Source organism: Agrobacterium larrymoorei (genome assembly GCF_013322225.1).
In the GTDB taxonomy this organism is placed as follows: domain Bacteria; phylum Pseudomonadota; class Alphaproteobacteria; order Rhizobiales; family Rhizobiaceae; genus Agrobacterium; species Agrobacterium larrymoorei_A.
On sequence record NZ_JAAMFB010000013.1, the window covers coordinates 16,761 to 38,077 of the forward strand.

General features: G+C 56.5%; 20 protein-coding genes and 1 tRNA gene. 9 read left to right on the forward strand and 12 right to left on the reverse strand.

Annotated features, from left to right (window positions below; translation table 11 throughout):
* Window positions 1–82: 82 nt before the first annotated feature.
* A tRNA-Glu gene (locus tag G6L28_RS07920) sits at window positions 83–157 on the reverse strand.
* Window positions 158–601: 444 nt separating this feature from the next.
* Here G6L28_RS07920 and G6L28_RS07925 point away from each other — a divergent pair.
* The 6 genes from G6L28_RS07925 (at window position 602) to G6L28_RS07950 (ending at window position 7,942) form a co-directional block, all read left to right on the forward strand.
* The gene (locus G6L28_RS07925; protein ID WP_174063246.1) at window positions 602–1,492 is read left to right on the forward strand and encodes a GGDEF domain-containing protein; all 891 of its coding nucleotides are present in this window, start codon (window positions 602–604) and stop codon (window positions 1,490–1,492) included.
* A 154-nt stretch (window positions 1,493–1,646) separates the two neighbouring features.
* Entirely contained in the window at window positions 1,647–2,144 is a 498-nt protein-coding gene (gene gpt, locus G6L28_RS07930) for a xanthine phosphoribosyltransferase (protein WP_174063247.1), read from the forward strand.
* Between the two features lie 778 nt (window positions 2,145–2,922).
* The gene (locus G6L28_RS07935) at window positions 2,923–6,732 is read left to right on the forward strand and encodes a vitamin B12-dependent ribonucleotide reductase (protein WP_174063248.1); all 3,810 of its coding nucleotides are present in this window, start codon (window positions 2,923–2,925) and stop codon (window positions 6,730–6,732) included.
* A 264-nt stretch (window positions 6,733–6,996) separates the two neighbouring features.
* On the forward strand, window positions 6,997–7,185 hold the full coding sequence (locus G6L28_RS07940; RefSeq protein WP_174063249.1) for a hypothetical protein: 189 nt from the start codon (window positions 6,997–6,999) through the stop codon (window positions 7,183–7,185).
* A 156-nt stretch (window positions 7,186–7,341) separates the two neighbouring features.
* Window positions 7,342–7,620 carry a BrnT family toxin gene (locus G6L28_RS07945; protein WP_174063250.1) on the forward strand — a complete coding sequence of 93 codons (279 nt, stop codon included), beginning with the start codon at window positions 7,342–7,344 and terminating at the stop codon, window positions 7,618–7,620.
* 34 nt (window positions 7,621–7,654) lie between these two features.
* A complete protein-coding gene (locus tag G6L28_RS07950; RefSeq protein ID WP_174063251.1) occupies window positions 7,655–7,942 on the forward strand; it encodes a helix-turn-helix domain-containing protein in 288 nt (95 codons plus the stop codon).
* Window positions 7,943–7,973: 31 nt separating this feature from the next.
* On the opposite strand, the gene G6L28_RS07955 is transcribed toward G6L28_RS07950, so the two are convergent.
* Both G6L28_RS07955 and G6L28_RS23050 read right to left on the reverse strand, forming a co-directional pair.
* Entirely contained in the window at window positions 7,974–8,174 is a 201-nt protein-coding gene (locus G6L28_RS07955) for a hypothetical protein (protein WP_174063252.1), read from the reverse strand.
* Between the two features lie 125 nt (window positions 8,175–8,299).
* Window positions 8,300–8,428 carry a hypothetical protein gene (locus G6L28_RS23050; protein WP_272955838.1) on the reverse strand — a complete coding sequence of 43 codons (129 nt, stop codon included), beginning with the start codon at window positions 8,426–8,428 and terminating at the stop codon, window positions 8,300–8,302.
* Window positions 8,429–8,879: 451 nt separating this feature from the next.
* On the opposite strand from G6L28_RS23050, the gene G6L28_RS07960 reads away from it, so the two are divergent.
* Entirely contained in the window at window positions 8,880–9,068 is a 189-nt protein-coding gene (locus tag G6L28_RS07960) for a hypothetical protein (RefSeq protein ID WP_174063253.1), read from the forward strand.
* A gap of 656 nt (window positions 9,069–9,724) precedes the next feature.
* Here G6L28_RS07960 and G6L28_RS07965 read toward each other — a convergent pair.
* On the reverse strand, window positions 9,725–10,165 hold the full coding sequence (locus G6L28_RS07965; protein WP_174063254.1) for a VTT domain-containing protein: 441 nt from the start codon (window positions 10,163–10,165) through the stop codon (window positions 9,725–9,727).
* Between the two features lie 112 nt (window positions 10,166–10,277).
* Entirely contained in the window at window positions 10,278–11,537 is a 1,260-nt protein-coding gene (locus G6L28_RS07970) for a glycerate kinase type-2 family protein (RefSeq protein ID WP_174063255.1), read from the reverse strand.
* A gap of 242 nt (window positions 11,538–11,779) precedes the next feature.
* On the opposite strand from G6L28_RS07970, the gene G6L28_RS07975 reads away from it, so the two are divergent.
* Window positions 11,780–12,019: a hypothetical protein gene (locus G6L28_RS07975; protein WP_234902501.1), complete on the forward strand. Its 240-nt coding sequence runs from the start codon at window positions 11,780–11,782 to the stop codon at window positions 12,017–12,019.
* Between the two features lie 71 nt (window positions 12,020–12,090).
* Here the strand turns inward: G6L28_RS07975 and G6L28_RS07980 are convergent, their stop codons facing one another.
* The 3 genes from G6L28_RS07980 to G6L28_RS07990 all read right to left on the reverse strand — a co-directional run bounded on the left by G6L28_RS07980 (window position 12,091) and on the right by G6L28_RS07990 (window position 15,940).
* Entirely contained in the window at window positions 12,091–13,401 is a 1,311-nt protein-coding gene (locus G6L28_RS07980; protein ID WP_174063256.1) for a homoserine dehydrogenase, read from the reverse strand.
* Between the two features lie 66 nt (window positions 13,402–13,467).
* On the reverse strand, window positions 13,468–14,688 hold the full coding sequence (locus G6L28_RS07985) for an LL-diaminopimelate aminotransferase (protein ID WP_174063257.1): 1,221 nt from the start codon (window positions 14,686–14,688) through the stop codon (window positions 13,468–13,470).
* Between the two features lie 292 nt (window positions 14,689–14,980).
* Window positions 14,981–15,940: a nucleoside hydrolase gene (locus tag G6L28_RS07990; RefSeq protein WP_174063258.1), complete on the reverse strand. Its 960-nt coding sequence runs from the start codon at window positions 15,938–15,940 to the stop codon at window positions 14,981–14,983.
* A gap of 215 nt (window positions 15,941–16,155) precedes the next feature.
* On the opposite strand from G6L28_RS07990, the gene G6L28_RS07995 reads away from it, so the two are divergent.
* Entirely contained in the window at window positions 16,156–16,959 is an 804-nt protein-coding gene (locus G6L28_RS07995; protein WP_174063259.1) for a TSUP family transporter, read from the forward strand.
* A gap of 61 nt (window positions 16,960–17,020) precedes the next feature.
* On the opposite strand, the gene G6L28_RS08000 is transcribed toward G6L28_RS07995, so the two are convergent.
* From G6L28_RS08000 to G6L28_RS08015, 4 genes are all read right to left on the reverse strand, one after another.
* Complete coding sequence (locus G6L28_RS08000) at window positions 17,021–17,749, reverse strand: PAS domain-containing protein (RefSeq protein ID WP_174063260.1); 729 nt, start codon at window positions 17,747–17,749, stop codon at window positions 17,021–17,023.
* Window positions 17,750–18,368: 619 nt separating this feature from the next.
* Window positions 18,369–19,049, reverse strand: a complete 681-nt coding sequence (locus tag G6L28_RS08005) for a PAS domain-containing protein (RefSeq protein ID WP_174063261.1) — start codon at window positions 19,047–19,049, stop codon at window positions 18,369–18,371.
* A 246-nt stretch (window positions 19,050–19,295) separates the two neighbouring features.
* Window positions 19,296–20,237 carry a lipid A biosynthesis lauroyl acyltransferase gene (locus G6L28_RS08010; protein WP_174063262.1) on the reverse strand — a complete coding sequence of 314 codons (942 nt, stop codon included), beginning with the start codon at window positions 20,235–20,237 and terminating at the stop codon, window positions 19,296–19,298.
* Between the two features lie 3 nt (window positions 20,238–20,240).
* Window positions 20,241–21,269, reverse strand: a complete 1,029-nt coding sequence (locus G6L28_RS08015; protein WP_174063263.1) for a zinc-binding dehydrogenase — start codon at window positions 21,267–21,269, stop codon at window positions 20,241–20,243.
* Between the last annotated feature and the right edge of the window lie 48 nt (window positions 21,270–21,317).

Consider the following 21,317-nt stretch of genomic DNA (forward strand, 5'->3'; position numbering starts at 1 on the left):
GCAAAAGCGCGGGAAACGCAAAGTGCGATCAAGCCGAGAGCGGCAACCGTTCAATTCTGTGTCGGGGAAATTTGAACCCAAGTGGTACGCCCTAGGGGAGTCGAACCCCTCTTTTCAGAATGAAAATCTGACGTCCTAACCGATAGACGAAGGGCGCGTAACGCTTGTGGTGTGGCGCCCTTATAGTCAGACATTTCTGATCCGGCAAGCGGGAAATTGCATCTTTTTACAAAAAAATGACAGCGCATCCCAAATCCCTTGGAAAACAAGGATTCTGCATTGAAAACAGTGTCTTATTTTGACGAGCGAGATGGGTTTGAACAGTCTTTTTCTTCTCGAAAAGCCGTTGCCCCGCCGGAATCGGCAATCGGAAAATAGCAGGCCCCAAGGCATAAAGTCCTCCGGCCAGACACGTTTTCTGCCCATGCTGCAGGACCTGGTGTGCATTTTTCGTTTTCATAAAAAAGCACCAATCGAAACACACAGTGGTGCCAGTTGGCTGCACGACATATAGGAGCCGCACTTCGACCAGACTATGCGTTGGCTTGCCAGGCAGGACACGATAAGAGCGGGCGAGATCCAAGAGTGTGAAGGGACGGGAATGGAAACTGAACAGCTGCCGATCATCCAACGGTTCCAGACGTCCCTGATTGCCAAGATTTTTCTCGTCTGCTTTGTCAGCGTCCACGTTCCTTTGATTGCGCTGGTTCTTTTCCTTGCCATAGGGTTCGAGCCCAGCCTTGTTTCCGTCGTGGTTCTGGTCCTTTTGGCCACGGTTGTCGGTACCGGCATCTGCCTGCTGGCGATCTGGCGGTTTATCCGCCCTCTCAATCATCTGGCGTCGGCGCTTAAGAAATATCCGCAGGAGAAGTCCGTCATGAGACTTCCTGCTGGCGGCAAGGACGAGATCGGCGTCGTCGCAGATGCAGCCAAATCGATGATATTTCAGGTTGAAGAACTGACGAAGCAGCTCAAGCGTCAGGCGACCACGGATTTTCTGACCGGGCTCGGCAACCGTCGCTCGCTCACCGAACAGTTTCCCACCATCCAGTCGCAGGCGACGCGCACGCAGGAAATGCTGTCCGTCATTCTGTTCGATCTCGATAACTTCAAGAACATCAATGATGAGCATGGTCACGATATCGGCGACAAGGTCTTGATGGTGGTCGGCGAAATCGTAAAGGATCATATCCGGCCTTACGATGTCGCTGCCCGGATCGGCGGAGAGGAATTCTGCATCATCCTGCCGCGCACCACCGGAGAAGCCGCACTTGGTATCGCCGAGCGCCTGCGGACCGCCTTTCAGGCAAGCTATGTCGATCCGTTACCGCAAGGGCGCGTCACATGCAGCTTCGGCGTTATCGAGGCACGTACCAACGAAAAGCTTCAAAGGCTGCTGGCGCGCGCGGATGTCGCTCTTTACAAGGCAAAGGACGCGGGCCGTAATACGGTTATCGGCATGTTCGTGGAAAAGGACAGGGACCAGATTTGACCTATTGCGGCGAAGCGGCCTGCGGCGCACGTGAACGTCAGTCCACGACGGGCATGTTCGAAACCTAAAGATTGCTGCACCGGCTTGATTTTTTGGCTTATCTGCCGCTATTAGCCAAAGCCATCAGCAATTTTTACCAGATGGTCGACGCCTCATGTCCCTTCCCGATAAAGCCTTTCCCGTTTCCTGGGACCAGTTTCACCGCGATGCCCGCGCTCTTGCATGGCGTCTTGCCGGCCTGAACCAGGAGTTCAAGGCCATCGTCTGCATCACCCGCGGCGGCCTCGTTCCAGCAGCAATCATTTCCCGCGAACTCGATATCCGCCTCATCGACACGGTCTGCATCGCCACGCGCCATGATTATGTCAACCAGGGCGAAACCGTTCTGCTCAAGGGCATTTCCCCGGACCTTCTGGAAAAACAGGGCGAAGGCATTCTCGTGGTCGATGACCTGACCGATACCGGCAAGACGGCGCTGGAAGTTCGTGAAATGCTGCCAAAGGCCCATTTCGCCTGCGTCTACGCAAAGCCCTCCGGCGTCCCGACGATCAATACCTTCGTCACAGAAGTCAGCCAGGATACCTGGATCTACTTCCCCTGGGACATGGGCTTCTCCTTCCAGGAGCCAATCGCCAAGGGCGCGCGCGGATAACGCATTTCCACATACGATATATTGAGATCAGGGCCGCCTTCGGGCGGCTCTTTCGTTTCCGGCACTTGCGCAGAGTAGCGGATGTACGGGTCCGCGCGGCCCACGCACATCTGCTGAACCCACTACCATCCACTAGATTTTGTGGCCCTCCCCCTCGCTGTTTCTCCCATTCGCATATCTCTTGTGGAAAGCCGCGCTTTCTGTTGCCTGTACGCAACAAGAAAAATCTTCAAGAAATAACGTTTTTCGTGCCCTCCGTTAGGTTAGGCAAGCGTCACGCAAGGTTAGAAAACCTGCCCTGCCCCACTCAAGTGCCTGAATTTTATAGGGGGTTTTTCTTTCCCCGTTTTCCACAACCACTCCACACCATATCTTGTGGTTAATAAACGGTTGCAAACTAACGCTTGACGGAATCAGCACGTTTTCTAAAAGTAGCATTCATGTTGCGGCGGCAACGGAGCTGGCAGTTTCTCCTGCGGTTCTTCACCTGTTTCAGTTCACGCGTTTGTCTGCGTTCCGGCCATGAGGGGATGGAGCGCATCGGCATGTCTGTGGGCTTGAGCGGTCGTCAAAACATAATGCTGGGACTGGCGGCAAGAAACTGTTAATACTATATATAGTATGCTTGCAGCCGAAATCACCACGAGATACAGGAACAACATCCACGGATGATTGTTTCACCCATATCGGCAAACGACCGGCTCAAGCGTAACGAGGCGCTAGGCTGGAACGTATTTCTGCGCCCAGTTCAAGGGCGCCAAAGGACGAGGACAAAACGATGCGCATCGAACGCCGCTTTACGAAGCCAGGCCAGTCTGCTTATGCGGAAATCGACTTCCGCAAGGCCGTCAGCGAAATCAAGAATCCCGACGGCTCCATCGTGTTCCGCCTCGCGGATATCGATGTCCCGGCGCAGTTCAGCCAGGTTGCGACCGACGTTCTGGCGCAGAAATATTTCCGCAAGGCTGGCGTTCCGAAGATCCTCAAGAAGGTCGAAGAAAACGACGTTCCTTCCTTCCTCTGGCGTTCCGTTGCCGATGAAAAGGCGATGAAGGATATCCCGGAAGACGAGCGTTACGGTTCTGAAGTCGATGCGCGTCAGGTGTTCGACCGTCTGGCCGGCACATGGGCTTACTGGGGCTGGAAGGGCAAATATTTCTCGTCCGAAGAAGACGCCCTCGCCTTCAAGGATGAGCTCGCCTATATGCTGGCAACCCAGCGCGTTGCGCCGAATTCCCCTCAGTGGTTCAACACCGGCCTGCACTGGGCCTATGGCATCGATGGCCCCGGCCAGGGCCACTTCTATGTCGACCCCTTCACCGGCAAGCTGACCAAGTCCAAGTCCTCTTACGAACACCCACAGCCGCATGCCTGCTTCATCCAGTCCGTCGAAGACGATCTGGTTAATGAAGGCGGCATCATGGACCTTTGGGTGCGTGAAGCACGCCTGTTCAAATACGGCTCCGGCACTGGCTCCAACTTCTCCTACCTGCGCGGCGAAGGCGAAAAGCTGTCGGGCGGCGGTCGTTCTTCCGGCCTTATGAGCTTCCTCAAGATCGGTGACCGCGCAGCGGGCGCCATCAAGTCCGGCGGCACGACCCGTCGTGCGGCCAAGATGGTCGTCGTCGATGCGGATCACCCGGATATCGAAGCCTATATCGACTGGAAGGTGAACGAAGAGCAGAAGGTTGCCGCTCTCGTGACCGGCTCCAAGATCGTCGCCAAGCATTTGAAGGCCATCATGAAGGCCTGCGTCAATTGCGAAGGCGATAACGGCGATTGCTTCGACCCTGCCAAGAACCCTGCCCTCAAGCGCGAAATCCGCGCTGCCAAGAAGGACATGGTGCCGGAAAACTACGTCAAGCGCGTCATCCAGTTCGCCCAGCAGGGCTATAAGGACATCGAATTCAAGACCTACGACACCGATTGGGATTCGGAAGCCTACCTCACGGTATCTGGCCAGAACTCCAACAACTCCGTGTCACTGAAGGATGACTTCCTGCGCGCAGTCGAAAACGACGGTGACTGGAACCTGACCGCCCGTAAGGACGGCAAGGTCATGAAGACGCTGAAGGCACGCGCGCTATGGGAAAAGATCTCCCACGCAGCATGGGCATCTGCCGATCCGGGCCTGCACTTCAACACCACCATGAACGACTGGCATACATCGCCAGCCGCAGGTCCAATCCGCGCATCCAACCCGTGCTCGGAATATATGTTCCTTGACGACACGGCCTGCAACCTTGCCTCGCTGAACCTGCTTCAGTTCAAGGACGCCAAGACCAAGAACATCGATATCGCGGACTACGAACACGCCGTTCGCCTGTGGACCGTCGTTCTCGAAGTCTCCGTCATGATGGCGCAGTTCCCATCGAAGGAAATTGCCGAACGCTCCTACGAATACCGCACGCTCGGCCTCGGCTACGCCAACATCGGCGGCCTGCTGATGTCTTCGGGCATTCCTTATGACAGCGACGAAGGCCGCGCCATCGCCGGTGCCCTCACCGCCATCATGACCGGCGTTTCCTACGCAACATCGGCTGAGATCGCTGGCGAGCTTGGCCCATTCCCGGGCTTTGCACCGAACCGTGACAACATGCTGCGCGTCATCCGCAACCACCGTCGTGCCGCGCAAGGTCTGGCCTATGGTTACGAAGGCCTGTCGGTAAATCCGGTTCCGCTCATCCATGCCGATTGCCCGGATCAGGACCTCATCACCCACGCCGTTGCTACATGGGACAAGGCTCTGGAACTTGGCGAACTGAACGGCTACCGCAATGCCCAGACAACCGTTATCGCGCCAACAGGCACGATCGGCCTCGTCATGGATTGCGACACCACCGGCATCGAGCCTGACTTCGCTCTGGTGAAGTTCAAGAAGCTCGCAGGCGGCGGCTACTTCAAGATCATCAACCGCGCAGTACCGGAATCGCTCCGTTCGCTCGGTTACTCCGAAAGCCAGATCGCCGAGATCGAAGCCTACGCAGTCGGCCACGGCAATCTCAATCAGGCACCCGGCATCAACCCCGGTTCGCTGAAGGCCAAGGGCTTCACGGATGAGAAGATCGAAGCCGTCAACGGCGCGCTGAAGTCCGCCTTCGACATCAAGTTCGTCTTCAACCAGTGGACGCTCGGCGCGGACTTCCTGAAGGACACGCTAAAGGTTTCCGACGAGCAGCTCTCCGACATGAGCTTCAACCTGCTTGAGCATCTCGGCTTTGCCAAGAAGGACATCGAAGCAGCAAACGTTCACGTCTGCGGCGCGATGACGCTGGAAGGCGCACCATTCCTGAAGGAAGAGCATCTGCCCGTTTTCGATTGCGCGAACCCATGCGGCAAGATCGGCAAGCGTTACCTCTCGGTCGAGAGCCACATCCGCATGATGGCTGCTGCCCAGCCTTTCATCTCGGGTGCGATTTCCAAGACCATCAACATGCCGAACGATGCGACGGTGGAAGATTGCGGCGCAGCCTACATGCTGTCCTGGAAGCTGGCTCTCAAGGCCAACGCTCTCTACCGCGATGGTTCCAAGCTGTCCCAGCCGCTCAACGCATCGTTGGTCGAAGACGAGGATGACGAGGACGCACTGGAAGATCTCATCGCTCAGCCGCAGGCCGCTCAGGCTGTCACGCTGACCGAAAAAATCATCGAGCGTGTGGTCGAGCGCGTCAGCCGCGAGCGTGAAAAGCTGCCGAACCGCCGTCAGGGTTACACCCAGAAGGCCGCCGTCGGTGGACACAAGGTGTATCTGCGCACCGGCGAATTCGGTGATGGCCGCCTCGGTGAAATCTTCATCGATATGCACAAGGAAGGCGCTGCTTTCCGTGCAATGATGAACAACTTCGCCATCGCCATCTCGCTCGGCCTGCAATATGGCGTGCCGCTGGAAGAATATGTGGAGGCCTTCACCTTCACTAAGTTCGAGCCAGCGGGCATGGTCATCGGCAATGACGCGATCAAGAACGCTACCTCGATCCTCGACTACGTGTTCCGCGAACTCGCCGTCTCCTACCTCGGCCGTCACGATCTAGCGCATGTCGATACGTCGGATTTCTCCAACACGGCACTCGGCAAGGGCATTCAGGAAGGCAAAACCAACCTGCTCTCCACCGGCTGGACCCGCGGCTACAAGCCAACTCTGGTTTCCAACAGCGAACGCAGCGCGTCCTCCTCGGAACCCAAAGGCTCGGCAACCGCCGCCCCTGCCCGCGCCTCTGGCAACGTGACCGCCATTTCCGGCAACACCGTCCGCAAGCTGGAACCAGCCATAGCCGCCTCCCCATCGGAAGTCGTCGCCTTCAAGCGTGACTACGAAGAGCGCGCCAAGGAACTGGCCGAAGAAATCGCAGAAGACGCCATCGCCACCGAAGCCGAACAGGCCGCAACGGCCCTCTTCTCCGACAAGGCAGCCGCCGACGCCGCCTCTGCGAAGACGGAAGCCAAAAAGAAGGAAGCCGAACGCCGCCTCCGCTCCATCGCGCAGGGCTACACGGGCAACATGTGCTCCGAATGCCAGAACTTCACGATGGTGAGAAATGGTACGTGCGAGAAGTGCGATACTTGTGGTGCGACGAGTGGTTGCAGCTGATAATTGCTGTGGATAACCCAATAATTTCTGGCCCGAAGATTTCTTCGGGCTGGATTATTTCTTGGAACAAAACGAGACTCAAGTTTGTGATTTAGAAATACAAAAGCCGGGACACGAATGTCCCGGCTTGTATACCGCGAAAAAGCCGAAGCTCATGCGGGGCAAAGAGACTCGCATCCCTTAGCCGCTAGCATGGTCATAATGGGATATGTGAGGATCAGAGTCGAGGTAGCATCGGCATTATTAAGCCAATGGAGACGAAACATGGCTCGAAATACTGGTGATAACTTTAGACGTGGTTCTGTCACAGGGCGAACGCAGTTCGAACGGCCTGATGGTCACTACCAAAAACGTGATGAGCGCACAGGCCACTTTATGGAAGTGAAGCAGTCAGAAGGAAAATTCAAAGGCGTGGCAATGGAGCGTGATGGTCGCGATACTGATAATTCCTAACCAATAACAAGTGCAGCCGCTCAATAAACGAGGCCGGCTGCACTTTATTGCTATCTTGAACGCTAAAATATTTCTGCGCTTATGTTTTATATCTGCCGCTTATCAAATTGCGCTATGAATCATTCCAATGTTTATACTGGATACCCGTAGCTAACTATGCTAGATTTTGAGTGGGATGAGCAGAAAGCAATCACCAATTTTTCGAAACACGGCATCAGCTTTGCCGACGCTTGTACTGTGTTCGATGACCCGTTTGCGATCGATATCGAAGATAGGTCAATTAATTATGGCGAAGTGCGACGGCGGATTATCGGCGTTGGTCAAAACCGATATCTTACGGTTATCTACACGGAGCGCGGCGATATCATCCGCTTGATCTCCGCACGAAAAGCAACACGGTTGGAACGACGGGAATATAGCGATGTCAATGGATAAGTTGCACAAGTCCGATTGGAAACGCGTAGACACTATGACCGACGAAGAATCGGAAGCAAACGCTCTTGCCGATCCCGACAACCAGCCGATGACGAAGGAGCAATTGCGTTCTGCTCCACGTATGCCGCAAGTCAAAGTCATTCGCCGCGCACTTCGCTTGACTCAGGAAGAATTTTCGACCCGCTACCAGATACCGCTCGGCACATTGCGAGATTGGGAGCAAAACCGTAGCGAACCGGATCAGCCCGCTAAAGCTTATTTGAAAGTGATCTCCGCCGATCCGGCTGGCACCGCAGCAGCCTTGCACAAGGGCGCTGCGTGAACGGCGGTCGAGAGCCTGAGCCGCACCAACCCTACATCCGCCGTGCTTGCAGCCGCCGCTTGTCCCGCTCCACATACTCATGCCCCAGGCTCGTCAGCCGAAACTGGCGCTTCTGAAACTCACCGCGGATTTGGATGAAACCCTGTTCTTCGGCCTCATAAAGCGTCTTTAACCCCGTACCTTTGGGCGGGGTTTGCCAGTCGAGGCCGACAGCGGCGTGCAGGAGTACCATGATTTTAATAATGTGAAATCTCCATGGCCGCGCTTGCGACGGCCGTGTCATATGGCAAACAGACATTTATGACCCGCACTCCATTCCGGCATCAAACCGTCGAAATGGAGTGGCGATGGCCGAGCTTACTTTTTCTTCGTGTTGCTTTCGCTGGACTTCACCTGCGATCCGAGCGTTGGCGCAGCGGCGGGGGCCGCTTTGTCTTTCTTCGGCTTTCTGACTTCCTTGTTGCTGCGCATCTGACCTTTGGCCATCGGAATATCTCCTTGTTTCGGCATGTGATTTAGCGGCCAAGTAAGCGGTAAAGGCAAGACATTTCTGATCGACCCTGCCAAGCCGCGCACGACTGCGCCTGTTTTACCACGTCAGTTGGCACCCGGATCTGCCTCGGAACGCTTTTTGAATGTCGCGCTCCAGCCTGTCCGAATAAACCGGCCCTCCATAGAAGATGCCGGAAACTTTGGCCATGAGAAGAAAATGCAAAATAATTCTCCGGAAATTTTCCCAGCCTGCCCTGACCCATGCCTAGAATGCTCGCGTCCCGTCACGGATACACCGCAAGGCGTTGCGGCGAGGCGGGACCGGCGCTGGTGGTGAAGTGTATACGCAGACTTTTCATCACCGGGGTCAGGCAGCAAATCCCCCCGGCGGCAACGGGCGGGCGAACAGGGCGTCGGTTTCGGACCGGCTGACGCAGTTCTCCCGATGCCCGACCTGGCCGGATCGAAGGCGGCAGTGCGAACAACGGCTGCAGGCTTTCGATCCATCCGTCAGGTTCTTCACCGCCGGGTGTACCGACAGCCGATGATCCTCAAGGCCGAACGCGACCGTGAGGATGAGAGGCGAAAATCAGGCGGTACACAGGAACACGCTGCATCTGCCCCGCCCATCTGAAAAGGTGGACGACGGATCGCAGGACGGACATCTGGCCGGGGCTGGCCGGTGAACGTCCTGCGGAAAACGGATCGAGGCTGCGGGCGTTTCGTCAGAATGAGCGCCCTCATCCCCGAAGGCAGATACGGCCGAACTGGCAGGGCGATGATCCAGCAATGGAGGATCGCACCCGGATGGGAAGGGTTGGACCTTGGATATGTCCGACCGGTTTTCCGGCAAGGCCTATCACCCTTGCCATCCGGTTTCTGCCAGCCATGGCAAGCGGATTGCTGTCTGACCAAAAAAGCTGAACGGGGCGCTGAGAGGTGCCACCTACCAAACTACCAAACGAGGCAGCTTTCAACGCCCCGTCCGAAATGCCATTGCCTCAAGGGGCGATGGAGAACATGAGAAGATCAAGCCACGGGCAGATGCTGCCGCGTGAACGGCGAAGCTTGCTTGGAAGCTGGCCGGGATTTTTGACATTACGAGCGAGGTAAACCCCTCTAGCCGAGAGCGGCACTGCTTTGCCCTTTCTCGATGTTAAATAAAAGGGTAAAGCGGTGCGACGGGTTTTCCTCTCCCCCTGTGGGAGAGGATAGATAATCTCAGACTTCGCAAAGCGAAGTCCTAGATTGTCTTGGTGAGGGGTCACGCCGTTGACACCACCCCGCCCATCAAACCCATCCGAGCGTCACAAAAGCAAGCGCCGCATAACGCCCGACCTTGGCAATGGAAACGATCAGGAGAAACGACGCCAGCGGTTCCCGCATCACGCCTGCTACCATCGTCAGCGGATCGCCGATGATCGGCAGCCAGCTTGCCAGCAACGACCAGCGGCCATAGCGGGCGTACCAGCGCTGGGCGCGCTCCAGCTTTGCTTGCGAAACGGGAAACCACCGGCGTCCGCGATACTGCTCGATGCTTCTGCCGAGATACCAGTTGATGATGGAACCGAGAATGTTACCGAGGCTTGCCACGAAAACGAGCAGTGCAACGGAGTGTTCTTTTGCCAATATGAGATAGACCAGCACGGATTCTGACTGCGCGGGAATGAGTGTCGCAGCCAGAAAGGCGGAGGCGAAGAGGCCGAGATATGCGCCGATTTCACCGGTCACGCCTTCAACCCCGGCAGGCACCCCAATGAAGCGTCAGCAGAATGTCGGAGTGACCCGCGCCAGACATCACGTGCCGAGCCAGACACCGGACGATGTTTGCGTTGCGGATATCTCATTCGATGAGAAAGGCGCGAAAATCATTGACATTGGTGCCGGTCGGCCCCGGCACGAAAAGGTCGCCCGCCAGATCGAAAGCGGACCATGCATCATGGCTAGCGAGAAACGCACGGGCGTCACCGCCCTTCCCGCGAATACGGGCGACCGTCATTCCATCGCAAAAGGCACCGGCATTGTTTTCGGAACCATCGATGCCATCCGTATCCGCTGCAAGTGCCAGAACATTGCCAACGCCTTGCAGATCAAGCGCGGCTGCAAGTAATAGCTCAGAGTTTCGGCCCCCTTTGCCATATCTCCCCTGACCTATCGTGACGGTTGTTTCGCCACCGGAAAGCAGCACCAGTGGCCGGGATCGATCCACCCTGCCCGCAAATTCCCGGGCAAGCGCTGCGTGCATACGCCCGATGTCCTTGGCCTCACCCTCGATGCTATCGGACAGGATCAACACCTCGACGCCTCTTTGCCGCGCCAGTTCGGCAGCCGCCATCAGCGAAACCCGCGCCGAAGCAATGACGTGAATTTCGTTGCGGGCGAAAACGGCATCACTTGGCTTCGGCGCAGCCGCTTGGCGGATGCTCTCGACCATGCGTTCCGGCAGCGTAATGCGATAATCACGGATTACCCGCAGCGCCTCTTGCGCATCGCTGTCATCCGCCACGGTGGGACCGGAGGCAACAAAGGCAGGGTTATCGCCCGGCACATCGGAAACGACCAGACTGACGACCTTCGCGGGGTAAGAAAGTGCAGCAAGCCTTCCGCCCTTGATGCGGGAAAAGTGCTTGCGCACCACGTTCATGCCGGAAATCGGCGCGCCGGAAGCAAGCAGAGCCTCATTCAGCACAATCTCGTCGGCAAGCATGAAACCTTCCGGCGGCGCGGGCAGCAGTGCAGAACCGCCGCCGGAAATCAGCGCGATCACCAGATCATCCTCGGTCAATCCGGTGAGCTGCCTCATCAGAGCCTTGGCAGCGGCAAGCCCCGCCTCATCCGGCACAGGATGCGCAGATTGCAGGACCTCGATACGCTCGCATCGCTCGACTGGACCATGGCGGGCAACGACGATGCCCTCGCAAGGATGAGGCCAGGCGCGCTCGAACGCCGCCGCCATCTGGCTGGCGGCCTTGCCAGCACCAATCACGACCGCCCGACCCTTCGGCCTTTCCGGCAGGTGGCGCAGGATAGCCTCATAAGGATCTGCCGCGCGCACTGCCGCGAAAAACAACTGCTCCAGAAATGCGCGTGGATTGGCAATCAAACTCAAGCTCTCCCTTAGCCTTTCCTCACAATCCCGAAGCTACTCAAGAGCGAGGGAATCGGCACGACCACAGCATGTCCTGCCAGCCCGTGGCGGGCAAGGCGTAAAGCATTTTCAGCGAAACTACGAAGCGGTCTCGCGCCGGATTTCAGACAAGTGAAAAGGATCGATGAAACCCCGCCCCGGCTGGTGCGTTGGGTTTGAGAAGAAGTGGTTTGCCTTGCGCCAAGGAGATTGAAATCATGTCGAACACCGACCAACTCGGCCCGGAATATCATCACCATGAGAACAAGCAGCGCTTGCGCAACAGGCGCTTCGTCTGGTCACGCAGAAAATCCAGCCCATGGGGGCTGACCATACTGGTCATCGGAACGCTGGTCGCGGCATCGTGCTTTGTCGCCGTAACATATCTCGTGACCTCGCATCCGGGAGCGCCGGAGCCCAATCCGGGCATCGAGACGCGGGGCAATGGCGTAGGTTAAATGAAAAAAGCCACCGAGCAGCTAAGACTGGTCGGTGGCTTTTGTTTACTATCGATGGTCAGAAACGGCGCTCAAGCGCGTTCGATACGGATGACCTGCGGTTCGCTGACGAGGTACTTCTCGTTCTTGATGGCCTTCACAGCCTTACGGATCGCGTCTTCCATCGTGGCATGGGTAACGAGGATAATCGTCTGCGGGGCGCCTTCTGCGTGGATGCGAGGACGCTGGACGATGGATTCGAGCGAGATGTTGTTTTCGGCCATACGGGTTGCGATGGAGGCGAAAACACCCGCCTGATCCTTCACCGTCAGGCGAATGAAGTAGCCGCCTTCGTGGCTCTTCATCTTGGCGCGGCGGTACTCGGTCAGCGATTTTGCAGGGCGGCCAAGAACGGGCACCTGCTGCGCACCGGGACGGCTTTTGGCGATGTCTGCGACGTCGCCTAGAACGGCGGAGGCCGTGGCATTGCCGCCAGCACCGGGGCCGACCATCAGCAGCTCGCCGAGAATATCGGATTCCACAGCGACAGCATTGGTCACGCCATCCACCTGCGCGATGACGGAATCGAGCGGCACCATGGTCGGGTGAACGCGCTGTTCGATGCCGGATTCGGTGAGCTGCGCAACGCCGAGAAGCTTGATGCGATAACCGAGATCGGCAGCAGCCTGAATATCCTCGATGGAGATATTGGTGATGCCTTCCAGATAAATATCGTCAGCCGCGATCTTCGAGCCGAAGGCGAGCGTGGTGAGGATCGCCAGCTTGTGTGCCGTGTCATTGCCTTCGATATCGAAAGCCGGATCGGCTTCCGCATAGCCCAGCCGCTGTGCTTCCTTAAGGCAGGCCTCGAAGGACAGACCTTCCTTCTCCATCTTGGTCAGGATGTAATTGCAGGTGCCGTTCATGATGCCGTAGATGCGCGACACATGGTTGCCGGTCAGCGATTCACGCAGCGCCTTGATGATCGGGATGCCGCCCGCGACCGCCGCTTCGAAGTTGAGCAGAGCGCCCTTCTCTTCTGCAAGCTTTGCCAGCTCCACGCCATGCTTGGCCAGCAGCGCCTTATTGGCCGTCACCACATGGAGACCGCGGGAAAGTGCTGCACGCACGGCATTTTCAGCGGCACCGGAAGCGCCGCCGACGAGCTCCACGAACACGTCGATCTCGGCGTTTTTCGCCAGTTCTTCCGGCGTGTCGAACCAAGTAATACCCTTGAGATCGATGCCGCGATCACGCGAGCGATCGCGTGCGCTGACGGCAATAATCTCAATTGCGCGTCCGCAGGTAATCGCAAGTTCGTTGCTTCTCTGCTGGAGGATGCGCACAAGCGAAGAGCCGACAGTGCCGAGTCCCGCTATGCCGATTCTCAATGAATCTGCCATGGGTATATTCCTGATCTAATTAAATAAATGAGGTGGCCGAGAACCGGCCACCTTGGCGGGTTGCCCTTAACGATGGGCGTTGAGCGAAACGACGTTGTGCAACGTATCGTCCGCAGTCGACAGAAAGCGCTTGAGATTACGCGCAGCCTGACGAATTCTGTGCTCGTTCTCGACAAGCGCAAGGCGAACGTAATCGTCGCCCATTTCGCCGAAGCCGACACCCGGAGCAACCGCGATATCGGCTTTCTCGATGAGAAGCTTGGAAAACTCAAGCGAACCGAGATGGCGGAATTTTTCCGGGATTTTTGCCCATGCGAACATTGTAGCCGCTGGTGGTGGCACCTCGAAACCGGCCTTGCCGAACGTATCGACCATGACATCGCGACGGCGGCGATAGACATTGCGGACTTCGGCAATGTCGGAGCCATCACCGTTCAGCGCGTGGGTCGCCGCAACCTGGATCGGCGTGAATGCACCGTAATCGAGGTAGGATTTCACGCGCGTGAGTGCCGCGATCAGACGCTCGTTGCCGACAGCAAAGCCCATGCGCCAGCCGGGCATGGAGAATGTCTTGGACATCGAGGTGAACTCGACAGCCACATCCATGGCACCCGGTACTTCCAGAACGGAAGGTGGCGGGCTCTTCTCATCGAAATAGATTTCCGAATAGGCAAGGTCGGAAAGCACGATCAGATCATGCTTCTTCGCGAATGCGATGACGTCCTTGTAGAAATCCAGCGATGCAACATGCGCCGTCGGGTTGGACGGGTAGTTGATGATCAGCGCCAACGGCTTCGGGATGGAGTGGCGAACCGCACGCTCCAGCGGGCCGAAGAAGGTGTCGTCAGGCTCCACATTCATCGAGCGGATGACGCCGCCTGCCATCAGGAAGCCGAAGGCATGGATCGGGTAAGTCGGGTTCGGGCATAGGATGACATCGCCCGGCGCTGTGATGGCCTGCGCCATGTTGGCGAAGCCTTCCTTGGAGCCGAGGGTGGCCACAACCTGCGTATCCGGGTTCAGCTTCACGCCGAAGCGGCGGGCGTAATAAGCAGCCTGCGCACGGCGAAGGCCGGGAATGCCCTTGGAGGAAGAATAGCGGTGCGTGCGCGGGTCCTGAACGACTTCGCAAAGCTTGTCGACGATCGCCTTCGGTGTCGGCAGATCAGGGTTGCCCATGCCAAGGTCGATAATATCCGCGCCACCCGCTCGCGCGCTGGCTTTCAAACGGTTGACCTGTTCGAAAACATACTGCGGCAGACGCTTGACCTTGTGAAACTCTTCCATCTCTTTCCTCATGGAAATGGACCGGATTGGCCGGTCCACATAACGTTCGTTTTTCGGTTGGAAACACAGCCGACACGAACAAATCGGATCTGTGTCATTCATTGTAACGTATGCGCCGGAAAACACGAATTGCTTTTCCGTACACGCGGCCAATCGGGGACCGGCATCACGCCGGTCACTTCGATGATTATTGCCGGTGGGCGACGCTCAGCCGATACAATCTTGCTTGCATAACGCCAGATTCTCGCAAATTGCAAGGCAAAGCCTTAAAGAGAACGGCCCGTGCAATCAATCAGCCGCGCTCACCGCGCACAATTGCGGCGCGAATGACGGAAAGCACACGATCCGGCTCGATTTTCACGCAGACATTCTGGCTGGGATGACCATCCCAATTGCCCGGCGGGAACGTGGTGCCATCCGGTTTCTGGATCGTCTGACCATCGGCAAGACCGCCGCAGACGACGCGAATCGCGCCGCTACGTGTTTCAAACAGTTCCGGGTTGGTGAGGTAGACGCAAGCGCAGGCATCATGCACCACCATGCCATCGCCGGTGCGGGTGTTGTAGAACTCGATGTAGAACTGCGACAGGTCAGACAGAAGCTGCACGGCGGCACCGTTTTCCTTCACCATATCGGCAAGGAAACCAGACGTCATAACCGTCTTGGTCGTGACATCGAGACCGATGACGGTGACGCGCCATGGGGCGGTGAAGACCAGATCGGCGGCTTCCGGATCTCCATGGATATTGGCTTCCGCGGCGGGATTGACATTGCCGTTGATATCGAAGGCACCGCCCATGATGATGACTTCTTTCACCAGCGCGGCGAAATCTGGATCGGCCTTCAGCGCAAGCGCGAGATTCGTCATCCGCCCGACTGCGATCAGCGTCACCTCGCCCGGATTGTCCTTGACGGTATCGATGATGAAGTGATGCGCTGGACGCGGATCAAGCGGCAGGTCGACTGCCTCGGGAACGCCGATATTGCCAAGGCCATCTTCACCGTGAATGAAGGTGGGGAAATGGCCTTCGGGACGCGAAGGATCGAAGGTCACGCCAGCGCCCTTGGCAACGGGCGCTTCGAAAGCCCATTGCTGCTTCAGGTAAAGCGCATTGCGTGTGGTAATATCGATGGGCGCATTGCCGAAAACGGTGGTGACACCGATGAGATCGATATCCGGATGACGGTGCAGAAACAGCAACGCCATTGCGTCATCGATACCGGGGTCCGTGTCGAAAATTACCTTTTGCATGCAATATCCCTCATTCAAATTCAGGCGCATTTTTTCGATGCGCGAAGCAGGCAGCGGACATTAGAATGTTTCGTTGCGAAATGTAATCGCTGCACTGGCATCTACAGGCTTTCCGCGACAGAGGCTTAAAACACCGGTGAAAATGGTTGCGGCAATTGTCATTCAATGACAGAAGCAAGGCACTTAAATCCCTCCACATCCTGCGGATACTCCCCGTGCAAGACGTTGCCTTTCAGCTGCTCATCATCCTGTTCTTTGTCGCCATTTTCGCCGGTTTTGTGGATTCCATCGCGGGCGGCGGAGGGTTGATCGTCATTCCCGCCATGCTGATCCTCGGAATTCCCCCTCTCGAGGCCCTGGGAACGAACAAATTACAGGCGCAGTTCGGCTCTGCATCCGCGACCATTGCCTATGCCCGACGCGGCCATGTCGATCTAAAGCAGCAGTTTCCGATGGCTTTCATGGCCTTTCTTGGCGGCATATTGGGCGCGCTTGCGGCATCCTTTGTGCCATCGGACATATTGCGGGCAATCATGCCGTTTCTGCTGGTCGCCATTGCGGTCTATTTCGCTTTCAAACCAAACATCAGCGACATCGACAGCCATCGCCGCATTACCCCGTTGCTTTTCGGCCTGACGGTCGTTCCACTGATCGGGTTTTATGATGGAATTTTCGGACCCGGCGCTGGCTCGTTCTACATGCTGGCCTTCGTCAGTCTCGCTGGCTTCGGTATGTTGAAGGCCACGGCCCACACGAAACTCTTGAATTTCGGCTCCAATTTCGGCGGTTTCCTGGTGTTCACCTTCACCGGAGCGATCCTTTGGAAACTGGGTCTGGTGATGGGGCTCGGGCAGTTTCTGGGCGCTCAGGCAGGCTCCCGCCTTGCCATGAAAAATGGGGCGAAAATCATCCGCCCGCTGCTCGTCCTGTCCTGTCTGGCCATGGCTACGAAGCTGTTGCTGGACACAGGCGCTCCCTACTCATTGGGCTGGCTTATCGCACGCGTGACCGGCGCCTGATCCAAGCCCGCCTCATATTGCCATATCGTCGCCAAGAAAACTTTTGGTCAGGGCTACCGGTTTACGATCCGTGATGCGCAAGTACGGAAGCGTTTTCAACCGGCTGCAAAACCATGACCGCGCCAATGATGTGGTCATTGCCACTACGAAGCGGCGTAAGCCTGCAACGGGTTTCGAAAACTCTCGACGCGAAACGACCATGGTGAACGTAGTCCACCTTTTCCCCGGCAAAGCATTTGTCGAATGCCGGCTTTGCCTGCAGCTGGAAACCTTCGTCACCTATGAATTCGGAAACGTGGCTTCCCACCATCGAAAACGCCGTTCGCCCCAGATACTTCGCATTGGCATTATTGGTGTACAGATAGCGATAATCGGTCGTTATCACGCCGACCCGATCCGGCAAGCCATCCAGAATGGCCTCGTTGAGAAGCGGTTGTTCCGGGCTCTGATTGACGGCTGGCCGACCAATCCGGGGTTCTGCGATGGGCCGCTCCTGTTGTTTTCCATCACCCATCAAATATCTGTCGATCAAAGCCGACACCGCAGCGGTACGCCGAAGCACGTTGCCTTTGTCGTCCGCTTCATCCCGTATGAGACTGTTGATAAATTGTAGCTGTTTGTGGACATCTTCACGCGTGGTAGCGCGATAGGCGACGATGTCATCGATAATGGGCTCCAGCTCCTTATCGAGCAGGCACACAAGATCGTCATCCCCAGCGATAACCGCATGCTTGAGTTGCATTCGCTTTAGAGCAAAAGTTTCAAAGAGACCAAGCAAAAAAGCCTCCATTTAACTCACCATCCGTCGCCATGGCGATCACAAGCACTTCACGACCCGTTACCTAAACGCGCCAGAAACACCGGATGGTGAAACTTGGACAGAGCGAAAAGCAACGTCATCGTTAAGGCGTCAACGCTTAACAGCGCGACTGCCGTGATCCAACCGTCAGCGGATTCATAAACATATGACCATATGAATAAGGACCTGATGCCAAAGGTCAATACACTAGATTTGATAGTATCATCATGAAAAACATCGCTATTTAACTGCCGGCGAAATTATCGAACACAAATTTGATATTTGTCAAAATAATCCAACAAATTCGAAGACCCTGCTGAAACAAATATCCACAACAATACTTCGGCGCGCGGTCGCGACCTCACCGCCTCACGATAATTTCAACGCTTCATCTTGGGGAATCTGTAGTCCTGTCAGACAGATATTTAATCCAGAATGACGGCACGCGTAGATTGAAGGACGAGACAGGAGATGAGGGTCTTAGCGAATACGCGAGGCGGTCATTCGCGTATTTCATACGGATCTGCCGACAAGACGTTAGAAGCTGCGCTCCATGGTTGGGCGCCGCTTTTCATACGTAGGATTATGATTGATCAGCCGGATCTGCGGATCAGGCCACTGCGCGGCTTCGTCGATCCGCGAGTTCCTTCACCACGATGATGGCGCCAACCAGCTTGTACGAGGGCGAATAGCAGGGCGACATGTCGAACGATTTGACGATTGTCTGGCCGTCAACGTCTTCGGCATAGGTATATTTGCCCGCCTCGCCCTTGAAGCATGCGTCCAGCTTCTGACGGAATGCGTGTTGGAAATGGTGAATACCGACGAATTCGGCGATGTGCTTTCCAACGATCTCGTTGGCGTTCGTGCCGAGTGAAGAAGCATTGGCGGAATTCGTGTAATTGATGCGATATCCCGGCGCGACCACGACGACGCGGTCATCCGAATCGTCCAGACGGTCTTCATCGAGAACAACGTAGGGGCTGACACCCCCTTCGCCATCGCCGTTATAGGACAGACCTGCGCCAATGTAGCGATCCACAAGCTTGCGCAGCATGTCGGAATTGCGCTGAACGCAGCCGATATCCTCCGCTTCCTCGTTGAGAAGGTCTATCGCGAAGCGAAACTGTTCCAAAATTTCCGCCGCAGACGCGTTCTTCTTGACGGTGATGTTTTCGAGGAGATTATCGAGTTCACGATCCAGAATAGCGATCTTGTCGGCCTCATTGCGATCAACCGCACGCTTGAGCTCCGCATAACGCTGCCAGAACAACCCTATCAATGTTTTCAACTCGACACTCCCCGAACGACCGGCACCTGCGCTTGGCGATCCTCTCTGGTCGATGGCGCAGAGCATGCTATACGACATGCCCGTAAAAAATGATGTAACGAGTAATGATTATGCCACCCAGGCACAAACTTAAATTACCATATTCCGGTGTCGTTTTACAAATGCCAGAAATCATGAAGCAAAATAAGCATTGCTGAAAATATTAAGAGCGCCCTCACGGTCAATTCCTAATAATTCCTGGAGGTATTATTCCTCGTTCTTTACCTTGTCTTTAACGTGCCATCGGTCATGGTACCACAACCATTGGCCGGGATATTCGCGCACCCAGCTTTCAACCTTGTCATTCAAAAGCTGTGCGGTTTTCTGAATATCCACGCTACCCTTCTCGTTGCGGGGAATCTCGACCTTGGGTTCGAGCTCCAGCCGATAGCGATTATCCGGTAGCCGGATGCAGCGAGCTGGATAAACATCGCAGCCGAACTGCCGGACCAGCTTGGCCAGCAGAGGGTTGGTTTTCACATCGTGCCCGAAGAACTGTGTCGGCAGGCCCTTGCGGAACTTCTGATCCACCAGAACACCAACGCCGCCTCCCCGCTCCAGCTGACGCGCGAGCGCGAAAGACGAGCCCGCGTGAGACGGCACGAGATTACCCATGCGCTCCTTGCGGAACTTGAAGATTTTTTCCGCAACGTAAGGATTGTTCGGCGGACGGAACAGCACGGTCACATCCAGCCCGAAGGCGGAGCTTGCAACGGGCAGCAGCTCGAAATTGCCGGTGTGGGCGGTGAAAACGATGAAGGGACGCGGATTGTCGCGAAGCTCCAGGAAGTTATCGATGCCCACGACTTCGACGCGGCCAGGCTTGGTTTGAGCAGGATCGAAATCGAAGAGACGGTCCAGAAACACATACTCGGCTGCCAGCCGACCCATGTTGCCCCAGCTATCGAGCGCGATCTCATGACGCTCTTCTTCCGTCTTTTCCGGGTAAGCGCGCGCCAGGTTGAACAGCATCAGCTTGTGCCGTGGCGTTTTCGGGCCGATCTGGCGCGCCATCTTATCTCCGAACCGGATAGCCGGATCGGCAGGGAAAAGCTTCAGCAGATTGAGGACGCCGAACGCGATGGTCGCGTTCAACCACTGGCGAAAGTGTTCAAGCGCCAGGACAACGCGTGTTATAAAAAGTTTCACTTATCAATCCATCCGGAGGACGATCTTGCCGAAGACCTGACGGGTCTCCATGCGTTCGAGCGCCTTGTCGATATCTTCGAAGGTTACTTCGGTATCGATGACAGGATGTACAAGGCCGCGCGCCATTTTCTGCATGGCATTCGCCATGTTTTCCATGCGGCAACCGAAGGAGCCGAGCAGCTTCAGCTGTTGCTGGAACAGCATCATCAGGTTGATTTCGGTGGAAACGCCCGAAGTGGAGCCGCAGGTGACGAGGCGGCCGCCGCGCTTGAGCGAGAACATCGAGCCTGCCCACGTGTCCTTGCCGACATGTTCGAACACGACGTCGACGCCCTTCTTCTTCGTCAGCTTGCGCACGACGCCTTCGAAGCGATCAACCCGGTAGTTGATGACGTGATCGGCACCGAGTGCCTTGGCGCGCTCGATCTTGTCATCCGAACCGACGGTGGTAATGACCGTGCAGCCCATTTTCTTGGCAAGCTGAATAGCCGCAGTGCCGATGCCGGAGCCACCTGCGTGAACGAGGATTGTTTCGCCCGGCTGGAGCTTGGCATTATCGAACAGCATATGCTCGACCGTGCCGAAGGTCACGGGCGCGAGTGCTGCGGCCACCGCATCCACATTCGGCGGAGCAAGAACGAGCTGACGGGCCGGGATGTTGATCTTTTCCTGCGCAAAGCCATCCAGATGGAAGCCGTGCACACCGCCGACATTTTCGCAAAGGTTATCGCGACCGGCAACACAGTGATGGCAGCGACCGCAGATGCGTGCGCCATAGATGGACACGAGCTGGCCGGGCAGAACATTGGACACACCCGGCCCGATGGCTTCCACCACACCGGACGCTTCCGCGCCGATGGTGAGTGGCATCTTGCGCTTGGCAAATGCCATGCCGCGCCAGCCCCAGACATCGATATGGTTCAGCGCAACAGCCTTGACGCGAAGCGTGACTTCGCCCGGTGCCGGTGCTTCCGGCTCAGGCAGTTCCACTTTCTCAAGCTTACGGTCATCGACGAGTTGAAGAGCGCGCATAGTAAAAGTCCTTCGCCCGAAGGCGTTATATCGTTTTGCAGTTGGGGA